Origin of the sequence: Halonotius sp. F2-221B (assembly GCF_046719765.1) — an archaeon.
Lineage (GTDB): Archaea > Halobacteriota > Halobacteria > Halobacteriales > Haloferacaceae > Halonotius.
This window is the reverse complement of sequence record NZ_JABEBY010000004.1, coordinates 26603-49953: the sequence shown is the minus strand read 5'-3', so window position 1 is coordinate 49953 and position 23351 is coordinate 26603. Positions and strand designations below refer to the sequence as shown.

Here is a 23351-nt window from a genome sequence, read left to right as displayed (position 1 = left end):
AACACACAATCTACACTAACGGAGCTATCAAATGAGCAACGGAACGCTGTACGACAAGGTATGGGAAAAGCACAAAGTAGCGGAGTTGCCGAGCGGACAGGATCAACTGTTCATCGGCCTCCATCTCGTCCACGAGGTGACGAGCCCGCAGGCCTTCGGCATGCTCCGGGAGCGCGATCTCAACGTCGCCTACCCGAATCAGACCTTCGCAACGACCGATCACATCGCGCCGACCGAGGCCGAAAAGCGGGAGCGACCGCTGACCGACGAGCAAAGCGAGGAGATGCTGTCCGCGCTCGAACGCAACACCAGCGAGAACGGCATCACGTTCTTCGGCTTCGAATCTGGCAAGCAGGGCATCACCCACGTCGTCGCCCCCGAACTCGGTCTCAGCCAGCCGGGGATGACCGTCGCCTGCGGTGACAGCCACACGGCGACCCACGGCGCGTTCGGCTCTATCGGCGTCGGCATCGGCACCAGCCAGATCCGCGACGTGCTGGCGACGGGCTGCATCGCGGCTGACAAACAGAAAGTCCGCCGGATCAACGTCGAGGGCGAACTCGGCGAGGGCGTCTACGCCAAGGACATCATCCTGAAGATCATCCAGGATCTTGGCGTCGACGGCGGTGTCGGCCACGTCTACGAGTACGGCGGCCCGGCCATCGAAGCCCTCGACATGGAGGGCCGGCTGGCGGTCTGTAACATGTCCATCGAGGGCGGTGCTCGCGCGGGCTACATCAATCCCGACGAGACCACCTACAAGTACCTGCAGGGCCGCGAGTACGTCCCTGAGGGCGAGGCCTTCGAGGAGCGCAAGGAGTACTGGGAGTCGATGGCATCCGACGAGGACGCCGAGTACGACGATGTCGTCACCGTTGATGCCGACGATATCGACCCGCTCATCACGTGGGGGATCAACCCCGGCCAGGTCATCGAGATCACCGACAGCGTCCCCCAGCCCGAGGACTTCGAGGCCCGCACCGACCGCGAGGCCGCCGAGCAGGCCCTCGACCACATGGATATCGAACCCGGCCAGTCGATGCTGGGCTACGATGTCGATGTGGCGTTCCTCGGTACCTGTACGAACGGCCGCGTCTCGGACTTCGAGGAAGCCGCCAAGATCCTGGAGGGCAACACGGTCGACGACGGGGTGCGCGCGCTGGCCGTCCCCGGCTCCGAGACCGTCCGCGAGGAGTGTGAGGCTCGCGGCATCGACGAGACGTTCATCAACGCCGGCTTCCAGTGGCGTCGCGCCGGCTGTTCGATGTGTCTCGCCATGAACGACGACTCCCTGGAGGGCGACGAGGTCTGTGCCTCCTCGTCGAACCGGAACTTCATCGGCCGCCAGGGCAGCAAGGAGGGCCGCACCGTCCTCATGAGTCCCGCGATGGTCGCCGCTGCGGCCGTCGAAGGCGAAGTCGCCGACGCACGCGAGTATCTGAGCGACGATCCGGCTGGCAGTGCCAGCGGTGTTGGGGAGGCGGCTGACTGATGACCGCCGAAAACCACATCACCGAGGTCGGTGGCACCGGCGTCCCGATCCCCGGTGACGACATCGACACCGACCAGATCCTGCCGGCGCGCTTTATGAAAGAGGTCACCTTCGACAACATGGCCGACTACCTCTTCTACGACGCCCGGCGAGACGACGACGGGTTCAACGACCACCCGCTCAACCGCTTCGAGGGCGCATCCATCGCAGTCGTCAACTCCAACTTCGGCTGTGGCTCCTCGCGTGAGCACGCCCCGCAGGCGATGATGCGCTGGGGCGTCGACGGCATCGTCGGCGAGTCCTACGCCGAAATCTTCCGCGACAACTGCAAGTCCCTGGGGATTCCAGCCGTGACGACCGACCACGAGACCGTCACCGACCTCCAGGAGTGGATCGAAGCCAACCCCGATGGCGACATCAACATCGACGTCGAAAACGAGGCAGTCACCTACGGCGAGACGACAATCGATGTCGAGATCGACGACGCGATGAAGGAAGCCCTCGTCGAGGGTATCTGGGATACGACCGCGCTGATGTACTCGAATCGGAGCAAGGTCGAGGAAACTGTCGCCGGGCTGCCGTACGTCGAAGGCGACGACTAAGCCGGCGATTCGCTGTATTCTATATCTTCGGCTAACTCAGTCTCGTCGTAGTGTCGGGTGATTTCTCGGTCGCCGAGGAGTTTGTGAAACTCACGTTTCGACAGCCCTGCCAAGGAACGGGCCTTACCGAACGAGAGGTATTCACGAGCGTACAGAGAGACAGCTAACTCCTTTTTCAGCGTGTCTTCCCGTTCTCCTTCGGGAAGCTGTAACGCCTCGTAGACTTCGTCGTCGATTTCGAGGGTAGCCATCGTCGAATATATGGAGTATTTCGTAATGAGTGTTCGGCAGCGGCCAACCAGAGTGGATCGACCGGCCGACCAGCCGCCGCCCTGGCGGACTGAAAGGGCGAGGCAGGGTCGGCGAACCCCGGCGACGTAAGCACCGCAGGAACGAGCGGAGCGAGTGACGAGGAGCGCAACGAGCCGCGGGAGCCGAGCCTGCCGAGGGCTTTCTACACCTCTGTTGCCAAATTAAAATCAGTCGAGTCGACAGCGATCCACGCTACGTATCGACAGTATTCGAATCAGTGTACCAGTAGGCCCACAGAATCAACACGCCCTGGAGCGGCAGCCGTCCCCAGCGGATCAACGGTGATGGATCACCCCCGCTGATTCCCTCGACGACGACCATCGAGGTCGCCATGTAGACGTTCGCCGGGAAAATCGCAACGAGCAGCGCAATCGTCGCCCACGCCGCGTACCGTCGCGTCCGTGGAATCAACACCCCAATCCCGACAGCGATTTCGGCGATACCGGAGAGGTAGACCAGCGCGAGCGGCGCGGGCAGGAACGGCGGGATGATTTGGGCGTACAAATCCGGGACGACGAAATGCAGCACGCCCGCGACGACGTAGAGCGGCCCCATCACGTAGAGCAGCGGACGTTTGAACCGGGCCAAATCAACCATCTGCCCCCTGCTACGGCGACAACAGGGAAGCGGTTTGGGGTTGCTCCGTTCGGCGACACAGGTCACTACGACTCCAACACATCGACATGCTCTTTTCAGTGCTGGCAAGACGACGCGTATGAGCCACACAATCGCCGTCATCGAAGGCGACGGCATCGGACAGGAAGTGATCCCAGCCGCTGTTGACGTACTCGAATCGCTCGATCTCGATCTCGAATTCGTCGCAGGCGACGCCGGCGACGCGGTCAAAGACGCAACCGGCGAGGCACTCCCACAGGAGACCTACGACCTCGCGGCCGAGTCCGACGCCACGCTGTTCGGCGCGGCCGGCGAGACCGCTGCCGACGTGATCCTCCCGCTGCGGGAGGCCGTCGACTCGTTCGTCAACATCCGCCCCGCGAAAGCGTATCCGGGCGTCGACGCCGTCCGACCGGAAACAGACCTCGTTTTCCTCCGCGAAAACACCGAGGGCGTCTATTCGGGCCACGAGGACGACCTCTCCGATGACCTCTCGACGCTGACGCGCGTCGTCACCACCTCGGCCTCCGAGAAACTCGCCGAATTCGCCTGCGAGTACGTCGACGACGGCGAGGGGTTCAGCGTCGTCCACAAGGCCAACGTGATGCGGAAGACCGACGGCCGGTTCCGCGACGCAGTCGTTCGCGTCGCCGACGAGCACGGCGTCGAGACCGACGAAGTCCTGATGGACGCCTTCGCAACGCGAGTCTGTCTCGATCCCGAACAGTTCGATACCATCGTCTGTCCGAACCTCGCGGGTGACGTGCTCTCGGATCTCGCTGCCGGCCTCGTCGGCGGGCTCGGCCTCCTGCCTTCCGCGAACATCGGCGACGACAACGCCCTGTTCGAGCCGGTTCACGGCACCGCGCCCGACATCGCCGGCGAGGGCGTCGCCAACCCGATGGCAACGGTGCTGTCGGCGGCGATGCTACTCAATCATCTCGGCTACAGTGAAGAATCGGATCGCGTCGAGACCGCCGTCGAAACCGTGCTCGCCGAGGGCCCGCGCACCGCCGACCTCGGCGGCGACGCCGACACCGACGAAGTCACGCAGGCGATCATCGACGAACTGTAGCGGGCCTGCGAACAGCGAAAAGCGCGCGAGTCGTTAGCTCACGAACTCGGTCGCCGTCGACGAGCCCTGTTCTTCCTCGGTGTCGAGTTGCAGCGACTGGTCGGTGATGTCGTCGAGGGCATCCTTGCCCATCAGCGCGAGCATGGCGAAGCCGACCTTTGTGATGATGTCGAGATAGACGATCACCATCATCTCGACACCGGGCTGGAGGAGTCCGAATCCGACCGGCGCGAGCAGCCAGACCACGGGGTACAGCGTCCACAGCACGACCGTCACGTTCCGCAGTTTGGCGAAGACGATCCCGACCCGCTCGCTGGCGAAACTCGCTCGATCCGGGAGTTCAGTGACCAGCAGATAGGCCAACGCGACGTAGGCCGCGCCGCCCAGTCCGAACAGCGTCAGCGACAACACACCCTGCGTGAAGATCGCTGCCACGCCGAGGCCGATCAACGCTACGTCGAGGCCGATCAACAGCGCGTAGAGCTGCCGTCCCGGCTTACACAGCATCGTCAGATAGAGAATCAACAGCGGCGTCGTCAGTAGCCAGTCGACGTACCGCGGCGTGTAGAACGTCGCGCCGTCGACCGGAATCGAGCCGATCCCCAGCGAGGTCAACGCGTAGGCAACCGTGGCGATCCCCGTGATCGCCGCGAGCACGCTGTAGTATTTCCTGTTTTTCTCGTCACGAACCGCGTAGTACGCCGAGGGGATCGTGCCGAGTCCCAGTGCCACCGCGCCGACCGCCGCCCAGCCGTTTGCTGAAAACAACATTAGGAATCACCGAAGTTGAGATCGTCGTCGGTTGCCTCGCTGTCCGTCTCTTGGCCGCCGTCGGTCGCCGCCGCGTCGGGCGTCGCTGCCGTCGCGTCCGGCGACAACTCGCTGCCAGCCGTCGGTGAGGTCGGTGCCGACGCGCCGAGTTCGCCGCCGCCCGCGTCGCTGTCGACCTCAAAGCGGTCGAGAGCCTCTCGCAGTTTCGCGGCCTGCGACCGGAGTTGCGTCGCCGACGACTCGACCGTCTGCAGCGTCTCCTGCTGGTCGGTCGCCGTCTCGGTCACATCGTCGGCCGTCTCGGTCGTCGTCTCGCTGATCTCCGCGACCTCGTCGATCATATCGACCACCGAGTTGGCCGCACGAGCCTGTTCTTCGGTCGTCCGGTTGATTTCGCTCATGCTGCTGTCGATCTCCTCGACGTACTCGATCACGTCGTTGAGCTGGTCGATGGCGCCCTCGACCGTCTCGACGCCCTGACTGATCCGGACGCTGGTCTCGTCCATCCCGGCGACGGCTTCGCTGGTCTTCTCTTGGACGCGCTGGATGCGCCCTTCGATCTGGCCGGCGGCCTCCTTGGTCTCCTCGGCGAGACTTTTGACCTCCTCGGCGACGACGGCGAAGCCCTCGCCCTCCTGGCCGGCGCGGGCGGCCTCGATGGACGCGTTGAGCGCGAGCAGGTTCGTCTGCTCGGCGATCTCGCTGATCATATCGACGATCTCGCCGATCTTGTCCATCTCCTCGTCGAGCACCTCGATGTCCTCCAGCGTTTCGTTGGTCGTCGATTCGACGGCGTCCATCTGCTCGATGGCATCGGCGGCGGCAGCCTCGCCCTCGGTGCCGGCGTCGGTCGCCTGCTCGGTCGTCTCGGCGACCGTATCAACGGTTGCGGCGACCTCCTCCGCGCCCGATGAGAGGCCGTCCATCTCGTCGGCCACCTCGCGGAGGTTCTCGGTCTGTCTGTGCGCGCCGTCGGAGATGTCTTCGACGGCGTTGGCGACGCCGCTGCTGTCCGCGTAGAGCTGGTCGGCGGTGCTGTCGACGCCGGCGGCGGCGTCCTCAACGTGGTCGGCAAAGGTCATCACCTCGCTGACGGTTCCCTCCAGTTCGTCGAGCGTCTCGTTGAACGCGACCCCGACCTGCTGCATCGCCTCGCTGTCGGTGGCGGGATCGACACGCTGGGTGAGGTCGCCGTCGGCGACGGCCTGCATCACGCGCTCGTACTCGGCGGCCTTCTGTTCGATGCGTTCGGCCCGCTGTTCCATCTCCTCGCGGGCGGCCTGCGCCTCTTCTTGGGCTTCCTCGGCGGCCGAAATCTGCTCCCGCAGCGAGCGGCGCATCGAGTCGAATGCCTGGTGGAGTTGCCCGATCTCATCGGTTCGCTTGGTGTCGAGATCGACATCGAGGTCGCCCTCGGCCATCTGGTCTGCCTTGGTTGTCAGCCGCCGGAGGGCGATGATCGTGTTGCTACCGATCGTCACGCCGATCAGCGCGAGGCTGATGACGGTGACGAGAATCAATCCCAGAATGCTTGAGCCGATGACACCGGCCTCCGCACCGAACAGTGACCGGGCCTGGAAATACACCAGGATACCGGCCGCCGTGGCGAGAGCGACGACCCCCGCCAACGAGAGCGTGAGCTTCGTTGCGTAGCTGTCGCGTATTGAGTTGCCAGACTGCGTTTCGGCCATAGGTAGACATTGAAAGCCGACCACGTATGCGTACGCGCTATCTGTATAGGCTATTCATCGGCAGCCAAACCCATTCAATATAGGCCTCACCACAAATCCACTCGCACAAAGTTCCGCGACAAGAATGTAACCATGCCGCGACACCAAAAAACGCGAAACCCGCTCACCGCTCCGCCGATTCGACGTAGGCTTCCCTGATCGCCTCAAAGGCGTCGTTCGCTTCGAGATGCTGTTGGAGTTCGTCGGCGTACTCCTGGGCGAGTGCTTCGGCCGCCGCCAACTTCTCCTCGTCGACGCCGTCGTCGTCATCGCTGAACCCAAGCGCGCCCTTGATCGAGTCGACGATCCCGGGGTCGTTGGTACCCTCGTCGTCCCCGCCGGCCATCGGGCCGCCCCGTGAACGGATCGCCGCCAGTTCGGGCATGATCGATTCGATCGCCGCGGTATCGGCAACGAGCCGGGCGGCCTCGGGATCGTCGGCGTGCTCGATGTCGAGTTCGGTCGCCGTCATGATCAGCCCCCACTCCTGGTTCGTGAACTCCGAGGCCTGAACCCGGTCGGTGAACGCCTGATCGACAGCCATGCGGTCGCCGACGAGCATGTCTCGCCACTCGCTCATGGCTGTGACTACACCTGCCGGTGGTTTCAGCCTACCGGGTGTGATGGCTACCACCAGTTTAGAACGGACGACTAATGCGCCCTCAGTGGGTAACAACGGTATGAACACTGCGACCCGTAGACAGCTGCTGTCAGGGATCGGGGCAACGGCAGTTGTTGGCGTTGCTGGATGCACTAGCCAAGGTGCTGAGACGGCCGAGAGCGGCCCATACGACGGGGTGCTTAGACGAGCAAATAATGTTGATGCCGAGAGTGTGACAGACAGAACGGATGCCGAATCGGTGACCGTCGCTGTCGGCGTCGGCGAACAGGGGTTTGCCTTTGACCCAGCAGCCGTGCAGGTGTCGCCGGGAACGACGGTCACCTGGGAGTGGACCGGCAAGGGGGGCGGCCACAACGTTGTTGCGGACGCTGAAGACCCCGCGTTTGTAAGCGAACTCAGAGCCGAGGCCGGTTACACGTTTGAACATACGTTCACCGATCCCGGCGTCTACACCTACTACTGTAGCCCACACCGTGGCTATGGAATGATCGGTGTCGTGGAGGTTATCGCGGAGTAACCATCGATCAGCGCAGCGTCTCAAACGCATCGCCACAGAGCCCACCGCCGGTCGGCACGCTCGCAGCCCCCTCGCTAATCCGCACCGGATCGGCGGCGAGATCATCCGCAAGCAGCGACCCTGTCGCCAGCCCACACGGCGCGATGTCGGGGATCGCCGCGGCGACGTGAACGGCGGCCGTCCGCGCGACAACAGCGTCGATCGTCGTCGTCACAACGGGCTCGACGCCCGCCTCACGGGCACGGGCGGCCGCCTGTGTCGCCTGCAGCGGCCCGCCGAGGGCCATCGGTTTGAGGATCAGTACGTCGGCCGCGTCGGCATCGAGGACGGCCGATATCGACGCTGTCGCCAGCGATTCATCGAGCGCGATGTCGACACCGCGACCACGAAGCTCGCGGTGGTCGGCGATGTTGGCCGCCGGTAGCGGCTGTTCGATGTAAGCAACGTCGAGAGCCGCGAGCTCGTCGATCGCATCCTCGGCGGTTGAAACATCCCACGCACCGTTGGCGTCGATCCGGAGCGCGATGTCGTCGCCGACGGCCTCGCGGACGGCGCGGACGCGTTGGAGGTCGGCCTCCACGGACTGGCTGCCGGCTTTGAGCTTCAGGCAGTCGTAGCCGTAGGTGACCGCGCGTTCGGCGGCCGCGACGGTCGCATCGAGATCGTCGTCGCCGATGGTCGCGTTTACTGGCACCTGTTGGGGTACCGCAGCATCGGCATCATCGAAGACGTCTTTTCGGAGCATCGCCGCCAACGAGGTTGTCTCGCTGCGACCGCGCCCATCAAGCCCGGCGAGTTCGACGGCGTGGGCCGCGGCTGGCGTCGTCGACGGATCAGGATGTGTCTCAGGGGTCGCAGGGTCGGTCGCTTCGAGTGCATCTCGACAGTCCTCAATGGACTCAGTCCAGCCCGGCAGCGGGGTTGCTTCGCCGATCCCGGGTGGGGCCGCGGTGTCGTCGACGCCGACGAGGAACCCCCGTCGCTCGGTGATCTCGCCGCGAGCAGTCGACAGCGGCGATGCAAGCGTGAGAGAAAACGACTCGATCCACATCAGACCGCCAACCCCACGCCGAACAGCAGCGCGTAGCCCGCCAGCAGTTTCCCGGTCGTCTCCAGGGCTGGGTTGAGGGCCGCGCCGCTCGTTTCAGTCCGAACAGTCTCGGCGACCCGGACGGCGACCGGCAGCGTCAACAGCGGAAGCAACACAGTCGGTGAGAAATCCGTCGCCAGCCACAGCCAGACGGGTACCAGGTATGCGACGCCGAGCAGGCCGATGTACTCCGCGCGGCTGAAGCCGTAGCCGAACCGCACCGCCAGCGTTCGCTTGCCGGTCGTTTCATCTTCCGCTTTGTCCCGAATGTTGTTGACGACGAGGATGTTCGTCGAGATCGCCGCGATCGGGAGGCTGGCGACGACCGCTTCAAGCGTGATCGTCCCGGGCGGGATCGTCGTCGTCAGCGGCGCGGCCAGCGCGGCCGCAGCCTGGACATAGTAGGTACCGGTGACGGCGACGACGCCGAAAAAGACGAAGACGAAGAGGTCGCCGAGGCCGTGGTAGCCGAGCGGGTAGGGGCCGCCGGTGTAGGCGATCCCGGAGATGACCGACAGCAGCCCGATCACGAGGATCGGGACGCCGCCAACGTAGACAAGATAGCCGCCGACGACGATGGCGGCCGCGAAGGTGGCATACATCGCAGCCTTGACGCGGTCCGGTTCGATTAGCCCGGACTGCGTGACACGCGTGAACCCTTCGCGGTCGTCGGTGTCGGCACCCTGGATCGCGTCGTAGTAGTCGTTAGCGAAGTTGGTGCCGATCTGGATCAGGGCCGCGCCGACGAAGGCGGCGACGGCGGGGGCGACGGCAGCAACGCCGTCGTGGAGTGCGAGGCCAACGCCGACGATGACGGGTGCGGCTGCCGCTGGCAGCGTCTGCGGGCGGGCAGCGGCGACCCACGCCTGTCGCCGCGAGAGGTTCGAACCGCTCATAGTCACGCTGGGGGCGGCGCGTGCCTGAATGTTGCCATTCGCACACAGGTGAGGAGACTATTTACGAGTGGACACTAACGCCGACACATGGTCGATTACGACTCCTTACACGACCCGAACGCCGAGTACACGATGCGTGAGCTGTCCGGCGACACGATGGGCGTCACCGCCAGCCGCGGCGGCGACCGCGATGTCGAGATCACCGACGTGCAGACGACGATGGTCGACGGCAACTTCCCGTGGACACTCGTCCGAGTGTACACCGACAGCGGCGTCGTCGGCACCGGCGAGGCCTACTGGGGTGCGGGCGTCCCCGAACTCATCGAGCGGATGAAACCGTTCGTCGTCGGCGAGAACCCCCTCGATATCGATCGCCTCTACGAGCATCTGATCCAGAAGATGTCCGGCGAAGGTACCATTGAGGGCGTCACGGTCACCGCCATCGCCGGCATCGAGATCGCGCTGCACGATCTGGCGGGGAAGATCCTCGACGTACCGGCCTACCAGCTCCTCGGCGGCAAATACCGCGACGAGGTTCGCGTTTACTGTGACTGCCACACCGCCAACGAGGCTGACCCGCAGGCCTGCGCCGACGAGGCCGAACGCGTCGTCGAGGAACTCGGCTACGACGCTCTCAAATTCGATCTCGATGTGCCCTCGGGGCTCGAAAAGGATCGCGCAAACCGCCATCTTCGGCCGGGCGAAATCCGCCACAAAGCCGAGATCGTCGAGGCCGTCACCGAGCGCGTGAAGGATCGCGCCGACGTTGCGTTCGACTGCCACTGGACGTTCTCGGGCGGTAGCGCGAAACGGCTCGCCGCCGAGCTTGAGGAGTATGACGTGTGGTGGCTCGAAGACCCCGTCCCGCCGGAGAACCTCGAAGTTCAAGAGGAGGTCACGAAATCCACGATCACGCCGATCACCGTCGGCGAGAACCGCTATCGGGTCACCGAGGAGCGACGCCTCATCGAGAACCAGGCGGTCGATATCATCGCCCCCGACCTCCCGAAGGTCGGCGGGATGCGCGAGACGAGAAAGATTGCCGACGTGGCGAATCAGTACTACATCCCCGTGGCGATGCACAACGTCTCCTCGCCGGTGGCGACGATGGCGAGTGCCCACGTCGGCGCGGCGATCCCGAACTCCCTGGCCGTCGAATACCACAGCTACGAGCTCGGCTGGTGGGACGAACTCGTCGAGGAAGACGTGATCGTCGATGGCTACATCGAGATCCCTGAGGAGCCAGGACTCGGCGTCACGCTCGATATGGACGCCGTCGAGGAGCACATGGTCGACGGCGAGACGTTGTTTGACGAAGCGTAGCTTCGTCAGGCCAGCAAATCTCTGATTTGCGATGTTCGACTGAGCAGCGCGAAGTCGAGTCGGCGGAGCTTGCTCCGCCATGTTCGACGAGGCCTGAGCTTCGTTGGGCCAGCGAAGCTTGCCCCGCACCGGTTGAGTAGCCCCCACGACACCCCGTGACAGCCGTCGTTTTACTGAGATACAAGGATCGATCGGTGGTGTTTATACTTCCGGAACCCCACTCTTAAGCTATGGGTGCGGTGCCACAGTTACTGTACGTAGACGCTGATGCCGATACGGCGGCGTCCCGCGCGGAGACGCTCTCGTCGGAGTACGAGTTCGAGGTGCGAACCGCCAGCGACGTGGCTACCGCGAAAGCAACGCTCGACGCAGACGATATCGACTGCGTCATCAGCGAGTTCCGGCTCGGCGACGACGACGGCCTCGATCTGCTGTCGCACGTGCGCTCGGCACACAGCTCGCTGCCGGTCATTCTCCTGATCGACGACGAGCCCGAAGAGATCGCCCGCGATGCCTTTAGCTCCGGTGCGACCGATCTCTTCCCCCGGTCGATGATCGAGCTCTCCTATGAGCCGCTGGTCGATCGGATCCACGAGCTGACGGCCGAATCGGCCGAAACGACCGCCGAACCGGCGACCGCCGATACGGAACAGACGCCCGGAGCACGAGCCACCGAAGAGGTGCCAGCAAGCACGGACGGTGGCGGCACCGAGGCGTCAGCATCCGGATCGTCGCAAACGACTGACACCGCTGCAACCGGCTCGACAGCCACCGACGACGGCGACACAACAGCGAGCGATGACACAGCCGACGAACTGTCGGCCTCCGATCTTGATCTCGATCTCGATGAGCTCCAAGCGCTCCCAAAAGATGAGCTGATCGCGCTGTTGGCGAAGATCATCGGTGACGACGATGAACCAGCGACCCAGTCGGCCGAGGCGATGGCCGAAACCATCGATAACGGCGAGGCCGACAGCCAACCACCCACACAGGCTGCAGCCGCCGACACAGCCGGTGGAGCGACAGCAGAAACGCCGAGTCGCTCGGCGTCAACTACCGATGGCACGCCAAGCGACCCCACCCCGACCGCCGATACGCCGGGAGCCGAACCGGAGGCCGACGACACGGTGTGGGAAGCCAATGAGGGCTACCAGCGTCCCCGGAATCTGGATCTCTCGCCGGGGACGACGATCCTCGTCCAGTGTAGCTCACAGGATAGCCGCAAACACGAGGCCCGTCGTGATCTGCTTGGCGTCACCGAGGCCGACGATCGCAACATCCTCCTGATCCAGTATCGGGCGATGAACCCCGACCGGCTGGCGGCGATCGCCGAGGCCGCCCGCCGGGTCAAGGTGATCACCGTCGGCTGTTCGCAGACCGTTCCGACCGCTGTCAGCGATACCGTCGAGGTCGTCAACATCAACAATCCCAACGATGTGACGCGCCTGGGGATTCTCTCAACGAAGACGCTGGATGACTGGCAGGCTCTCGACGGCGGGATCGCTGTCTCGCTTGATCCGCTCGACGTGTTGTTCCGGTACAAATCCGTTGAGGGCACCTTCCGGTTTCTCCACATCTTCCTCGGCAAGCTGAGTGCCGGCGGAGCGGTAAGCTCCTTCTTTGTTAACCCCTCGGCCAGCAGCCCACAGGACGTGAACACGCTCAAGCCGCTGTTCGATCACATCATGACGGTTGACGATATCGGCGTTGATCTGGAAAGCGACTGACATCCTCATGGGTGCGGTCGGGCATCGCAGTTGCGGTGTGTACCGCAGACAACTGAGTGCGACAGCGGGCTGTCGGTCGGGTCGTGACACCACCACACATCGTCGAAAAGTGCCATACTGCGAGTCGATCATAACGCTTAACCGTAACTGTGGCATCCGTTCTGATAGCGGGATGGGATAGCCAGGAGATTCCGCCGGGCTCATAACCCGGAGATCGGTAGTTCAAATCTACTTCCCGCTATATTTCTGCGACAGTCACCCACGAAGTGGCGTCTTGTCGCCACGCCATCTCCACTGTCGCTGAACGACTCATAGGAGAGCGTTAAGCAAGAAGCACACGCGAGAAGCGGCTGTTACCACGATGTTCCGCTATCCGTCTCGGACGCACAGTTCAACGACCAGTTCCATCCCGGCGCGACGGAGCGTTTCGTCGCCGTTGACGACGCGGTCGCGAAGGCGACAGGTGAATCCAGTGACACACGATCGCACCCCCAGACGGTCAGTATCGCGCCGGTGTCTTCGACCGTAGTCTTCCTCTCGGTGGAGGCTGTCGACCGGTCGATTGCAACGATGCTGTTAGAGGTTGTGTTCGCGTCGTGAAAAGTGGAATGCAGTGCTACCACCATACCAGTGGTGGAGCAGGGTTCGAGGGGGGTCAATGTCGCATGCTCTCAAAGACTCGGAAGTCGGGGGAGACTTCCACACCTATTCAGGGGGTGTCGCCTTCTGTGAGTAGCGACATCTACGGATAGCGCGAGGGAATATAAATACGTTCGGCGCGGAGTATCAGCTGTAATAATCAGGTGCTGCGAGGGCGGTCGCCGCGGGGTGAGCATCCGGGGCCATCGGGTGGTGGCGCAACGAAGACAGGCGAGTGGCTCACTCAAGCGTGGCTCGTCAAGCGTCTCACCCAAGCAGTGTTGATACCCACGTGAACTGAAAAAAACGGGGCGTCGGAGTCGGTGGTGTCAGTGGCTATCGCTGTTTTTTCACCGGGGCGTAGCCACGGGCTGCCAGTTTCCGCTCGACTCGTTCGGATTCGGCGTCCACGGCGTCCGCCACGGGTGTCTGCTGTCGTCTCGCCTGACGCCGACAGCGTTCCTGGGTCATCCATCGGGATTTCTCCTCGTCGGTCATGGCCGCCCAGTCGGGCGGGAGGTCGTAATCGTGTCTCATAGTTTCGTATGGGCGTTTGTATGATGATTCGACACATATATACGTCTTTTCGATCTATTTCACCCATAATCGTTTGCTTGATTTTAGTTTTATTCCGAATCACTTTCTGAATATCCACAACCGAAACAGCTTATTTTTCGCGTTTGAGACCGTATTAATCAACCATGGACGATTACGTAGCGTGTGAGCGACCTTGACGTTTATATTCCCGTGGGGGTTACAGAATTGGTAGACAACAGCATGAAATCCGATACCACTGACACCCTCTCGACGATGGGGCGCGTGTTGTTCGGCCTCGGCGTCGCCCTGCAAGCGACCGAAGATTTCCGAGAGATGGACGAGACGATCGAGTACGCCGACTCCGCCGACGTGCCACTACCGGAGATCGCGGCCCCGTTTGCCTCCGGCATGATGGTTGTCGGCGGACTGGGTACAGCATTCTGGCGGTTCCCGCGGCTGGCGACCGGCGCGGTGGCAACGTTTCTGGCGGTCGTAACGCCGACGATGCATGATTTCTGGAACGCCGATCCCGACGACAAAAGCGGCGAACGGCTGGCGTTCTTCGGGAATCTCGCCATGTTCGGCGCGGCCGTCGCCTTCCTCCGGGCGGCCTACAACCGGTAGTTTGAACCACAAAATTCTGATAGGAATGACGTGGTATGCCGTCGCACTACCGGTGTTCCCAACTGATCCGAAATATACAATACCCCGTTTGCGTAATACGTAGGTCATGAGTGAGGAGGTCGTCGCCGACTTCACCGGAAAGCTCCTCACCGAAGATATTGACCAGCTCAAACCTGTCAAAGGTCGTGTACTTCTTAACCACGAACAGTTAGTGCTCGTCACAGGGGACAGCAAGAAGACGATCTTTCTCTCAAAGATCGTCAGCACAAACCCCGGTTCGGTCGCCGACAGCGTCTCACAGTTTTTCGAGGAGGCGATCGCCATCGCCTACGAACGGAAGGGAAACCGGCGGCGGGCGATCATCGGCGGTAGCCCGGAGACGATCGCCAAGTTCCGGACGCTGTTGTTCAAGCTCCTGATCGGCAAACAGACCGTGATCGCCCAACATCCCGCCAAACGCGGCGGCCGTGTCACCGATGTGCCGCCACGAAAGATGTTGCTTGATCTCTCCGAATCGGCGATCGAGCTATCCTTAGACGACAAAACCGCCCGGATCAACGTTGAAGCGGTCATCGGCTTCGAACACGAACAGCGGGAGCTGATGGATCGCGCCCGGCCGACGCTGATCCTCGATCACGCCGCCGGCAACACGACGCTGACAACCTACATCTCGCTGCTCAGCAGGCGGAAGCTCACCTTCCTGAGTCAGTTCGTCCGGCTCAACTACAGCAAGGTTATCAACGACGTGCGGCAGACGGAGGTCAACGACACCGAAACCCAGGCACTCATTTCGCTGTACAGTGCCGGCGGTAGCGCGTCGCTGGAGGGGATCGTCACCGACGATGACACCGACGCAGAGACGGTCGCCGAGAGCCTCTTGGAAAAAGAGTTGGTCACCGAGGAGGAGGGCGTGCTCTATCTCACCTCCCGCGGCGAGATCGTCGTCACCGAACAGCTGGAGTCGGTCAACGAGTAGCAGCCTGCCGGCACCACTACATCGTGAATAGCTCGGTGTCGTCGGGCACCGAAAACAGCCCCATCCGAACCCCACAGTCCAGCCAGCCGTAGCCGTAGGAAAACGCGGCCAGCGCGTTTACTGGATCGCCGTCAGCCCGGAAGTGGCGGCCGTCTGCCAGATACGATTCAGCCATCTCCCGACACTCGGCGGCAGCCTCGCCGAGTGGTGTGTCGGCTGGCGGTTGTGTCGTCGCCGCGGCTAAGGCGTCGGCCAACATCTGCTCGTAGCGATCCGTCTTTTCGGCAAGATCGGCAGCCATATCGGTGGCTTGCCGGCCAGTCGGAAAGCCGTTCGGTCGCTGTGCGTTACTCCCTAGCAGCCCGTTTCAGAACCAGCGGCGTCATGAGCCCATCGAAGACGGCGATCCCGTAGGCAACGAGTTGGACAGTGCCACTCAGGAACAGGTGCGCGACAGCAACGACGACAAGAGCACCCGAGAGCCCGACGCCCCAGCGGAAGATCGGATTGTGTAACATAGCTCTCGGATCGGTTGTGAGACACAAAAAGCCGGCTATCGGTTCGACGCGCGTTTTACTGAGACGCGATCACACACCTACAACTCCTCGTCGGCCAGCTCCTGTTCGGCGACGATCTCGGAGGGCGACAGCCCGTTGCGGATCCCATCCAGTAGCCGGAAGGCGTCGTCCGGCGAGAGGAAATGCCGGGTGACCGCTCGGCCCATCTGCGTCGGTTCGAGGCCGTCGATAAAGTTCCATTCGAGTAGCTTACCGACCGCCCGCTGGGTGTCGATCTCGCCGAGCATCCGGTCGTTGAGCCGCTTTGCCGACCCGCCAGCGACGGTGATGTTGGCCAGGGTTTCCTCGACGGCAGCAGCCTGATCGTAGACGTTGCGCACGTCCTCCATCTCGCCTTTCAGGAGTTTGAAGGCGACCTCGTCTTCGGTCATCTCCATGGAGTTGTGGTAGGTGCAGTCGGGTTCGATCAGCATGTAGACCGTCCCCGTATCGTGGTAGTCGGGGCGGCCCGCCCGCCCGAGCATCTGGCTGAACTCCTGCACTGAGAGCCACTCGATCCCCATCGCCAACGAGTCAAAGATGACCTGCGAGGCCGGGAAGTCGACGCCTGCGGCGAGGGCGGCGGTGGTGACGACCGCCGACAGCTCTTGGTCGAGGAACTTGCTTTCGACCTGTTTGCGTTTCTTGTAGTCGAGGCCGGCGTGATACGGCGCGGAGTCGTATCCCAGCTTCCGGCTGATCGAGTGACAGCGTCGCCGGGAGTTGGTGAAGATGATCGTCTGGCCGCGGTAGCCCTTCGAGGATTTCTGGTCGAAGGCGCGTTTGACGAGTTTGTCTTCCAGCCGCAACTTCTCGCGTTCGTCGGCGAAGGTGACGTGTCGCTCGATGGGGACGGGTCGCTCCTCGAACTCGATCAGTGTCGCGCCGAGCTGTCCGGCCAGCCACTCGGGGTTGCCGACGGTCGCCGAAAGGTAAAGCCACTGCGCGCCGCCGTATTCGCTTCTCTCGTCGGCGCGTTCCTCACAGTAGTATTTCAGCCGAGAGATGAGGCCGTCGAGGCGGTGGCCGCGTTCCGGCTCTTTGAGGGTGTGTACCTCGTCGATAACGACGGTGCCGATATCGCCGAGATCTTTGCCCGTCCGGAGGGCGTGGTCGATCCCCTCGTAGGTACCGACGATCACGTCCGCACCGGGGTCGAACCGCGTCCCGTCGTCGTTGATCCGGCTCGCGCCAACCCGGATCGTCACATCCAGGCCGAGGTCGCCGTAGCGATCCCGGAAATCCTCGTGTTTCTGATTTGCGAGGGCAACAAGCGGGACGAGAAACAGCATCGTGCCCTTGCCTTCCAATGTGCGGTTGACACCCGCCAGCTCGCCGATCAGCGTTTTGCCGGTTGCGGTCGCGCTGACGACGAGCTGGTCGTCGCCGTCAAATAGCCCGTTGCGCACTGAGAGGCTCTGGACGGGGAGCAACTCGTCGAACCGGGATTCGATCATCGACTGCAGTTGCGGATGCAGGCCAAGCGAGTCGGTCGCCACGGGATCGACATCGTCGACGGTCGCGCTGATCGTATCGAATTTGGTTAGATCGGGGTCGAGATCACCCGACAGGAGGTTGACGATCCGGTCGAGATCCTGCACCTCAAGCAGGAGATCCTCAAGCCGCTGTTGGGCCTGGCCGGTAAACTGCCCCTTGTAGGCGAGCTCGCGCTCTAGCTCCTCGCGGGCACAGTCCGGACAGATATGCTCGCGGTCGGTTTTGATCGCCGTCTCCTCGGTGATCGGCGAGTACGCGCCGTCGTTGGCGCAGTACCGGCAGGTTCGCACCGTCTTTGCCGACAGCTGGTAGCCATCGAGCAGCGCCTGCAGCTCCTCGCGTCCAGCCGCCGAGGTCTGTTGGGAGATGCGGATGCGACCCGCCTGGCGGGCGAGTTCGACGAACTCATCTGGGTTTCGTGGCTCCTCGCTGGTGCCGTCCTTGGTGCGGAACCGCCCGGGTCGTGGGCCGGCACTCGTCTCCTTCGTATCGAGCGTCCCATGGAAGACGCGCTGGCCGTCCCGGATGGCGACGACGCGGTAGCTATCGCCGCGCTCATGCAGGAACAGCGTCTCGACAGCCGAGGCCTGCGTGGACACGCCCACGGGTAGACCATCGGAGTATATCAGGGGTTCGGCTTTCGGCGATGGCGTGCTGTCGGGAGGGCGTCGCCGCGGCCGCACCGACCGCCATCAGCCGGAGAGCCAACTTAATACCTGCTCGCGGCAAAACAGGGGTATGCGAGGGCTTCGTCTCGGACGGGTATTTGGTATCCCGGTGCAACTCAACTGGACGTTTCTGCTGATCCTCCCGATCTTTGCGTGGATCATCGGCTCGGATATCGACCGACTAGCCGATCTCATCAACACCGTTCTTGGGGGGAACCTGGCTGTCGAGACGCTCACAGCCGGGATAACCCCATGGCTGCTCGGGATCGCCGCCGCGATCGGCCTGTTTGGTGGCGTGTTGCTCCACGAGTTCGGCCACTCGCTGGTGGCGATGCGCTACGACGTGGAGATCGAATCGATCACGCTGTGGCTGCTCGGCGGCGTCGCCAGCTTCAAGCAGATCCCCGAAGCCTGGCAGCAGGAGTTCAACATCGCCATCGCCGGCCCGCTTGTCAGCGTCGTCGTCGGCGGCCTCTCGTATCTCGCCTTTCTGGTTGTGCCGGGCGGTCTCGATCCGGTTCGGTTCGTCCTCGGCTATCTCGCCGTGATGAACGTCGGACTCGCGTTGTTCAACATGCTGCCGGGGTTCCCGATGGACGGCGGCCGGGTGTTGCGCGCACTGTTAGCCCGCAATCGACCCCACGCACGGGCGACCCAGCTCGCCTCCGAGGTCGGCAAAACCTTCGCCTTCGCCCTCGGCCTGCTGGGGCTGTTTGCGTTTAGCCCGCTGTTGATCCTGCTGGCCTTCTTTATCTACATTGCCGCCTCCGGCGAGGCCCAGCAGTCGACGCTGAAAGCCGCCTTCGAGGGCGTCACTGTCGGCGACATCATGACACCCGGTGAGGAGCTGCTCGTTGTCGACCCCGAAACAACGATCACCGACCTCCTCAATCGGATGCTAACCGAACGCCACACCGGCTACCCGGTTGTCGACAGCCGCGGGGAGCTGATCGGGATGGTCACGCTGGATCACGCCCGCTCGGTGAAAGATGTCGAACGCGACGCCTACACCGTCGACGACGTGATGGAACGCGATATCACGGCCATCGCACCGACCGCCGACGCCTTCACCGCGTTGCAGGCGATGCAGGAACACGGCGTCGGCCGGCTTCCTGTCGTCGACGAGTCGGAGACGCTCATCGGCATCGTTTCGAAAACCGATCTGATGACCGCGTTCAACATTATCCAGAGCCGCGGAGGGTCGGCGACGCTGATCGGCGACCAGACAAGCGGTGAGATGCCATCGCTCCGGTAGGTTGATAGCAGCGATATCCCATCGCTCCGATAGGCTGATAGCAGCGATACCCTGTCGCTCCGGGAGGACGGATTCACCGACAGCGGTAGTTTTTCCCCACTGCGTAGCGGACTGATAGCTATGCTTACCGTCGTTTCTGATACCCACAGCGTCCGGGGTCACGAGCTTGAGGGCCGGACGCTGCAGGCTGTCCGGGAGGCCGATCTTGTCATTCACGCCGGCGACTTCATGCGCGCACCGGTGCTCGATGCCTTTGAGGACGAAGCCCGGACAGTCCGCGGCGTCTACGGCAACAACGACGACAGCGAGATCCGCGAGCGGCTTCCGGAGGCCCGGACGGTCGACTACGAGGGGTTCCGGTTTGCGGTCACCCACCGCGTCAGCGGCGGCCCAACCGAGCTGACGCTGTTCGGGCGGGAACGGGACGCCGACGCCGTGATCTACGGCCACAGCCACAAGCCAGATGTCGACACGAGCGGCGAACTCCCCCTCATCAACCCGGGTAGCCACGCCCAACCCCGCGGCTATCGGAAAGCCCACGCCGAACTGGAGCCGAGCGAGGCGGGGCTTACAGGCCGGCTCGTCACACCCAACAACTACGTGATCGAGGCGTTCAGCCTCTCCCACTGATCGAAACGTCTTTGCGGCGCGCCGGCGGTGAGAAAACTATGACCGTTGTCGAGATCTTCGCGGATCCTGTCCTCATCGGGATTCTTGTGGTGCTGCTGCTGTTCGTTTTCTTTGGGTATCTCCTCATGCGGCGTACCGTCCTCGGGCTCCGAGAAGGGTATCGTGACGGCCAACGGCGGGAGTAACGTGGCCGACACCCAGCAACAAACCACGCCATGATCGGTGTCGAAACGCTGGTCACCTTCGGGATCGCCGCGGCGGCCAGCCTCTTTATGGCCTGGGCGATCGGCGCGGGCTCCTCCGGGTCGACGCCGTTTGCCCCCGCGGTCGGCGCGAACGCCATCTCCGTGCTCCGGGCGGGCCTGATCGTCGGCGTCCTCGGCTTCTCCGGGGCGGTACTGCAGGGTGCCAACGTCACCGAGGCCGTCGGGGGTGAGCTCATCATCGGCGAACCGCTGACCGCCGGGGCCGCGATCGTCGGCCTGCTGACCGCGGCGGTTCTCGTCGCTCTCGGCGTCTTCGCCGGCTACCCGATCGCCACCGCCTTTACCGTCACCGGCGCGGTCGTCGGCGTCGGGCTGGCGATGGGCGGTGGGCCTGCCTGGGCGAAGTACGCCGAGATCCTCACGCTGTGGACGCTGACGCCGTTTGTCGGCGGCGGGATCGCCTACGGGATCGCCCGGCTCATCCGCGGGGATCGCTTCGATGAGGATCGGCTGATCGCCGCCCTTGGCGGGCTCGTCGGCGCGCTGATCGCCAACATCGGTTTTACCTTTCTCGGCCCGCCCGGCGAACAGGGGTCGATCGCCGGCACCCTTGGCCCGGCGACCGGACTCCCCACAGCCGCCGGTGTCGTCGTTGCCACCGGTGGGGTCGCCCTTGCGGGGATGGCCGCCCTGTGGCTCGCACTGAATCGGGATCGGGCGGCCGGCCAGCGACGCTTCCTGCTGTTTTTGGGTGGGCTGGTCGCCTTCTCGGCGGGCGGCAGTCAGGTCGGCCTGGCGATCGGGCCGCTGGTACCGCTGCTCGGGGATGGAATCAACATCCCGCTGTGGGCCGTGCTTGTCGGCGGTGGGTTTGGGCTCTTGATTGGCTCCTGGACTGGCGCGCCACGAATGATCAAGGCCATCTCTCAGGATTACTCCTCGCTTGGGCCGCGGCGATCGATCGCGGCGTTGATCCCATCGTTTGCGATCGCCCAAACAGCGGTCTACTTCGGCATCCCGGTATCGTTCAACGAGATCATCGTCAGCGCGATCGTCGGCAGCGGGCTGGCCGCCGGCAACGCCGGGGTGAGCCGCGATAAGATGCTATACACGGTGTTGGCGTGGGTCGGCTCGCTGGTCTCGGCGTTCGTTATCGGCTACGTGGTGTACACTGCTGTCCAGCTCCTCTTCTGACCGGCATGCCGGTGGTTCCGCCGCCGACAGCTACTCCGTCAGCTCGGGTTCGGCCTCGTCCTCAGTTTTGGGATACTCCTCTGTGACGGTGAGTCGGGCCTTCAGGATGCGCGTGCTGTCGACCTCCTCGATCTCGATGACGACGCCGTCGTACTCGAAGGTCTCACCCTCCTCGACGAGCCGACCGGCGCGGTTGAACACAAAGCCAGCCAGCGTTTCGAACTCTTGGCCTTCTGGGAGGTCGATGTCGAGCACCTCGTTGACCTCGTGGATGTTGACCTCACCGCGGACGACAGTGGTCTGCTCGTCGATCCGCGTAAACGGCTCACTTTCGTCGCTTTCGAGAATGTCGCCGACGATCTCCTCGACCATATCTTCGAGGGTGATGATCCCCTCGGTCGTCCCGAACTCATCAAGGACGACGACCATCTGGAGGCGGTTTTCCTGCATCTCCGCCAGCAGGTCGTCGACGTTTTTCGATTCGGGGACGTGTAAGGTCGGCTGAACGATATCCCTGAGATCGCTTTCACCCTCGCTGTACTGGTGTTCACGCACCAGATCACGGACGTTGACAACGCCGATGATGTTGTCGAGGTTGCCGTCGTAGACGGGGACGCGGACGTGGTCGTGGCCGATACAGGCCTCGATGGCCTCCTCGATGGTGGCGTCCTGTGAGACAGCGGTGATATCCAGCCGCGGCGTCATCACCTCCTTGGCGATGGTGTTGTTGAACGTGAAGATGCGTTCGAGCATCTCGCGTTCCTCCTCGTCGATGACCCCCTCGCGTTCGCCGGTTTCGATGATGTCTTTGATCTCATCGCGGGTGACATACGGGGATTCGATCGCCGAGGAGCTTCCCACCGCCGTGTTGATGATCCGGGTTAACTTATCGAAGACGATGATCAGCGGAAACAGCACGTACTCCGAGAGCTTCAGCGAGCTCGCGATCCGCAGCGCCCACGACTCGGTGTTTTCGACCGCGTAGGACTTCGGCGCGCTCTCGCCAAACAGCAGGACGACGGCGGTGATGCCGAACGTCGCCGCCACCACGGCCTGGCCCTGCGACATGTAGATACCGAACAGCGCGGTGGCGATCGACGACATCGCGATGTTGACGATGTTGTTGCCGACGAGGATCGTCACCAACAGCCGGTGGGGGTCGCCCTTGAGGGCTTTGACCGTCTCAGCGTTGGGGATGCCCTCCTCAACCATTGACTCGATGCGGTGTTGGGGCAGCGAGAAGAAGGCGATCTCCGAGGACGAAAAGAACGCCGAGAGGCCGATCAGGACGACGATAGCGACAACGCCGAGGGCGGTAATCGCTTCCGTACTGAGGGCCGGCAGCTGGAGTAACTCGGCTGCGAGAGGCGTCCCTACAAGCAATAAGCCCATTGGTACTGGCCTTTTCCCCGCCCCGGAATTAAGAGTTGCCCTCACACGAGCCGCCGATCGCGCCGCTGCCGTCGCCGATGACAACCGAACGGTGGACTGAAACCGACGGCCGCCCTCCTGTGACCAATGACGACACGGCGGTGTGATGGCTGTGACACGAAAGTCAAGATCGCCGGCGGGATCGGCGACCTCTGGAGCTTTGATTTCGGCCCGACCGACGGGATGATCCTCGAACTCGCCGACGGCAGCGAGCACTTTCTTTGTTTGGACTGTGTCGACCGCCTGCCAGATGATCGGGAGCCGACCGCCGACGACGTGGCCGCATTGCCGACGGCTGACGAGGCGGACGAATCGTCGGCTGACGATGAGTAGATAGCTAGTGGTCAGCCTCAATCGCTCAGTAC

Annotated in this window: 25 protein-coding genes and 1 tRNA gene; 14 read left to right on the top strand and 12 right to left on the bottom strand. The window is 63.1% G+C overall.

Annotated features, from left to right (window positions below; translation table 11 throughout):
- The first annotated feature begins 31 nt into the window (after positions 1 to 31).
- Together leuC and leuD are read left to right on the top strand one after the other, a co-directional pair.
- Positions 32 to 1492 carry a 3-isopropylmalate dehydratase large subunit gene (leuC, locus tag HKK80_RS03625; RefSeq protein ID WP_411798258.1) on the top strand — a complete coding sequence of 487 codons (1461 nt, stop codon included), beginning with the start codon at positions 32 to 34 and terminating at the stop codon, positions 1490 to 1492.
- Positions 1492 to 2094 carry a 3-isopropylmalate dehydratase small subunit gene (gene leuD / locus HKK80_RS03620; protein WP_411798257.1) on the top strand — a complete coding sequence of 201 codons (603 nt, stop codon included), beginning with the start codon at positions 1492 to 1494 and terminating at the stop codon, positions 2092 to 2094. The genes leuC and leuD overlap by 1 nt, the downstream gene beginning before the upstream one ends.
- Here leuD and HKK80_RS03615 read toward each other — a convergent pair.
- Positions 2091 to 2345, bottom strand: coding sequence for a UPF0175 family protein (locus HKK80_RS03615; RefSeq protein WP_411798256.1), 255 nt, complete (start codon positions 2343 to 2345; stop codon positions 2091 to 2093). The two genes, leuD and HKK80_RS03615, sit on opposite strands and share 4 nt — an antisense overlap.
- Before the next feature lie 253 nt (positions 2346 to 2598).
- Entirely contained in the window at positions 2599 to 3003 is a 405-nt protein-coding gene (locus HKK80_RS03610) for a MauE/DoxX family redox-associated membrane protein (RefSeq protein ID WP_411798255.1), read from the bottom strand.
- A gap of 118 nt (positions 3004 to 3121) precedes the next feature.
- On the opposite strand from HKK80_RS03610, the gene leuB reads away from it, so the two are divergent.
- Positions 3122 to 4096, top strand: a complete 975-nt coding sequence (gene leuB, locus HKK80_RS03605) for a 3-isopropylmalate dehydrogenase (RefSeq protein ID WP_411798254.1) — start codon at positions 3122 to 3124, stop codon at positions 4094 to 4096.
- Positions 4097 to 4129: 33 nt separating this feature from the next.
- Here leuB and HKK80_RS03600 read toward each other — a convergent pair whose 3' ends face one another.
- The 3 genes from HKK80_RS03600 to HKK80_RS03590 all read right to left on the bottom strand — a co-directional run bounded on the left by HKK80_RS03600 (position 4130) and on the right by HKK80_RS03590 (position 7177).
- Positions 4130 to 4867 (bottom strand): bacteriorhodopsin, encoded by a 738-nt coding sequence (locus tag HKK80_RS03600; protein WP_411798253.1) that lies wholly within the window; start codon positions 4865 to 4867, stop codon positions 4130 to 4132.
- Positions 4867 to 6558 (bottom strand): methyl-accepting chemotaxis protein, encoded by a 1692-nt coding sequence (locus tag HKK80_RS03595; protein WP_411798252.1) that lies wholly within the window; start codon positions 6556 to 6558, stop codon positions 4867 to 4869. Before HKK80_RS03595 ends, HKK80_RS03600 begins: the two co-directional genes overlap by 1 nt.
- A gap of 163 nt (positions 6559 to 6721) precedes the next feature.
- Entirely contained in the window at positions 6722 to 7177 is a 456-nt protein-coding gene (locus HKK80_RS03590; RefSeq protein WP_411798251.1) for a DUF5799 family protein, read from the bottom strand.
- Positions 7178 to 7277: 100 nt separating this feature from the next.
- Here HKK80_RS03590 and HKK80_RS03585 point away from each other — a divergent pair, with 100 nt between their 5' ends.
- Positions 7278 to 7736, top strand: coding sequence for a halocyanin domain-containing protein (locus HKK80_RS03585; RefSeq protein ID WP_411798250.1), 459 nt, complete (start codon positions 7278 to 7280; stop codon positions 7734 to 7736).
- Positions 7737 to 7743: 7 nt separating this feature from the next.
- Here HKK80_RS03585 and HKK80_RS03580 read toward each other — a convergent pair whose 3' ends face one another.
- Positions 7744 to 8787 (bottom strand): mandelate racemase/muconate lactonizing enzyme family protein, encoded by a 1044-nt coding sequence (locus tag HKK80_RS03580; RefSeq protein WP_411798249.1) that lies wholly within the window; start codon positions 8785 to 8787, stop codon positions 7744 to 7746.
- Entirely contained in the window at positions 8787 to 9722 is a 936-nt protein-coding gene (locus HKK80_RS03575; protein ID WP_411798248.1) for a 1,4-dihydroxy-2-naphthoate polyprenyltransferase, read from the bottom strand. Before HKK80_RS03575 ends, HKK80_RS03580 begins: the two co-directional genes overlap by 1 nt.
- A gap of 87 nt (positions 9723 to 9809) precedes the next feature.
- On the opposite strand from HKK80_RS03575, the gene HKK80_RS03570 reads away from it, so the two are divergent.
- The 3 genes from HKK80_RS03570 to HKK80_RS03560 all read left to right on the top strand — a co-directional run bounded on the left by HKK80_RS03570 (position 9810) and on the right by HKK80_RS03560 (position 13013).
- Positions 9810 to 11045 (top strand): mandelate racemase/muconate lactonizing enzyme family protein, encoded by a 1236-nt coding sequence (locus HKK80_RS03570; protein ID WP_411798247.1) that lies wholly within the window; start codon positions 9810 to 9812, stop codon positions 11043 to 11045.
- A 230-nt stretch (positions 11046 to 11275) separates the two neighbouring features.
- Positions 11276 to 12772 carry a response regulator gene (locus tag HKK80_RS03565; RefSeq protein WP_411798246.1) on the top strand — a complete coding sequence of 499 codons (1497 nt, stop codon included), beginning with the start codon at positions 11276 to 11278 and terminating at the stop codon, positions 12770 to 12772.
- A 166-nt stretch (positions 12773 to 12938) separates the two neighbouring features.
- Positions 12939 to 13013: transfer RNA gene (locus HKK80_RS03560), tRNA-Met, on the top strand.
- 734 nt (positions 13014 to 13747) lie between these two features.
- Here the strand turns inward: HKK80_RS03560 and HKK80_RS03555 are convergent.
- Positions 13748 to 13948: a hypothetical protein gene (locus HKK80_RS03555; protein ID WP_411798245.1), complete on the bottom strand. Its 201-nt coding sequence runs from the start codon at positions 13946 to 13948 to the stop codon at positions 13748 to 13750.
- A gap of 240 nt (positions 13949 to 14188) precedes the next feature.
- Here HKK80_RS03555 and HKK80_RS03550 point away from each other — a divergent pair, with 240 nt between their 5' ends.
- Positions 14189 to 14572 (top strand): DoxX family protein, encoded by a 384-nt coding sequence (locus HKK80_RS03550; protein WP_411798244.1) that lies wholly within the window; start codon positions 14189 to 14191, stop codon positions 14570 to 14572.
- Between the two features lie 106 nt (positions 14573 to 14678).
- Positions 14679 to 15548 carry a CheF family chemotaxis protein gene (locus HKK80_RS03545; RefSeq protein WP_411798243.1) on the top strand — a complete coding sequence of 290 codons (870 nt, stop codon included), beginning with the start codon at positions 14679 to 14681 and terminating at the stop codon, positions 15546 to 15548.
- 16 nt (positions 15549 to 15564) lie between these two features.
- On the opposite strand, the gene HKK80_RS03540 is transcribed toward HKK80_RS03545, so the two are convergent.
- The 3 genes from HKK80_RS03540 to HKK80_RS03530 all read right to left on the bottom strand — a co-directional run bounded on the left by HKK80_RS03540 (position 15565) and on the right by HKK80_RS03530 (position 18201).
- Positions 15565 to 15849, bottom strand: a complete 285-nt coding sequence (locus tag HKK80_RS03540) for a DUF357 domain-containing protein (RefSeq protein ID WP_411798242.1) — start codon at positions 15847 to 15849, stop codon at positions 15565 to 15567.
- A 46-nt stretch (positions 15850 to 15895) separates the two neighbouring features.
- Positions 15896 to 16066, bottom strand: coding sequence for a hypothetical protein (locus HKK80_RS03535; RefSeq protein WP_411798241.1), 171 nt, complete (start codon positions 16064 to 16066; stop codon positions 15896 to 15898).
- 77 nt (positions 16067 to 16143) lie between these two features.
- The gene (locus HKK80_RS03530) at positions 16144 to 18201 is read right to left on the bottom strand and encodes a DEAD/DEAH box helicase (RefSeq protein WP_411798240.1); all 2058 of its coding nucleotides are present in this window, start codon (positions 18199 to 18201) and stop codon (positions 16144 to 16146) included.
- A 139-nt stretch (positions 18202 to 18340) separates the two neighbouring features.
- Between HKK80_RS03530 and HKK80_RS03525 the strand changes: the two genes are divergently transcribed.
- From HKK80_RS03525 to HKK80_RS03510, 4 genes are all read left to right on the top strand, one after another.
- Positions 18341 to 19525 carry a CBS domain-containing protein gene (locus HKK80_RS03525; RefSeq protein ID WP_411798239.1) on the top strand — a complete coding sequence of 395 codons (1185 nt, stop codon included), beginning with the start codon at positions 18341 to 18343 and terminating at the stop codon, positions 19523 to 19525.
- A gap of 120 nt (positions 19526 to 19645) precedes the next feature.
- Entirely contained in the window at positions 19646 to 20155 is a 510-nt protein-coding gene (locus tag HKK80_RS03520; RefSeq protein ID WP_411798238.1) for a metallophosphoesterase, read from the top strand.
- 38 nt (positions 20156 to 20193) lie between these two features.
- Entirely contained in the window at positions 20194 to 20340 is a 147-nt protein-coding gene (locus HKK80_RS03515) for a hypothetical protein (RefSeq protein WP_411798237.1), read from the top strand.
- A gap of 30 nt (positions 20341 to 20370) precedes the next feature.
- A complete protein-coding gene (locus HKK80_RS03510; protein WP_411798236.1) occupies positions 20371 to 21555 on the top strand; it encodes an anion permease in 1185 nt (394 codons plus the stop codon).
- A gap of 30 nt (positions 21556 to 21585) precedes the next feature.
- Here the strand turns inward: HKK80_RS03510 and HKK80_RS03505 are convergent, their stop codons facing one another.
- Entirely contained in the window at positions 21586 to 22947 is a 1362-nt protein-coding gene (locus HKK80_RS03505) for a hemolysin family protein (protein WP_411798235.1), read from the bottom strand.
- A gap of 126 nt (positions 22948 to 23073) precedes the next feature.
- Here HKK80_RS03505 and HKK80_RS03500 point away from each other — a divergent pair, with 126 nt between their 5' ends.
- A complete protein-coding gene (locus tag HKK80_RS03500) occupies positions 23074 to 23319 on the top strand; it encodes a hypothetical protein (RefSeq protein ID WP_411798234.1) in 246 nt (81 codons plus the stop codon).
- The last annotated feature ends 32 nt before the right edge of the window (positions 23320 to 23351 follow it).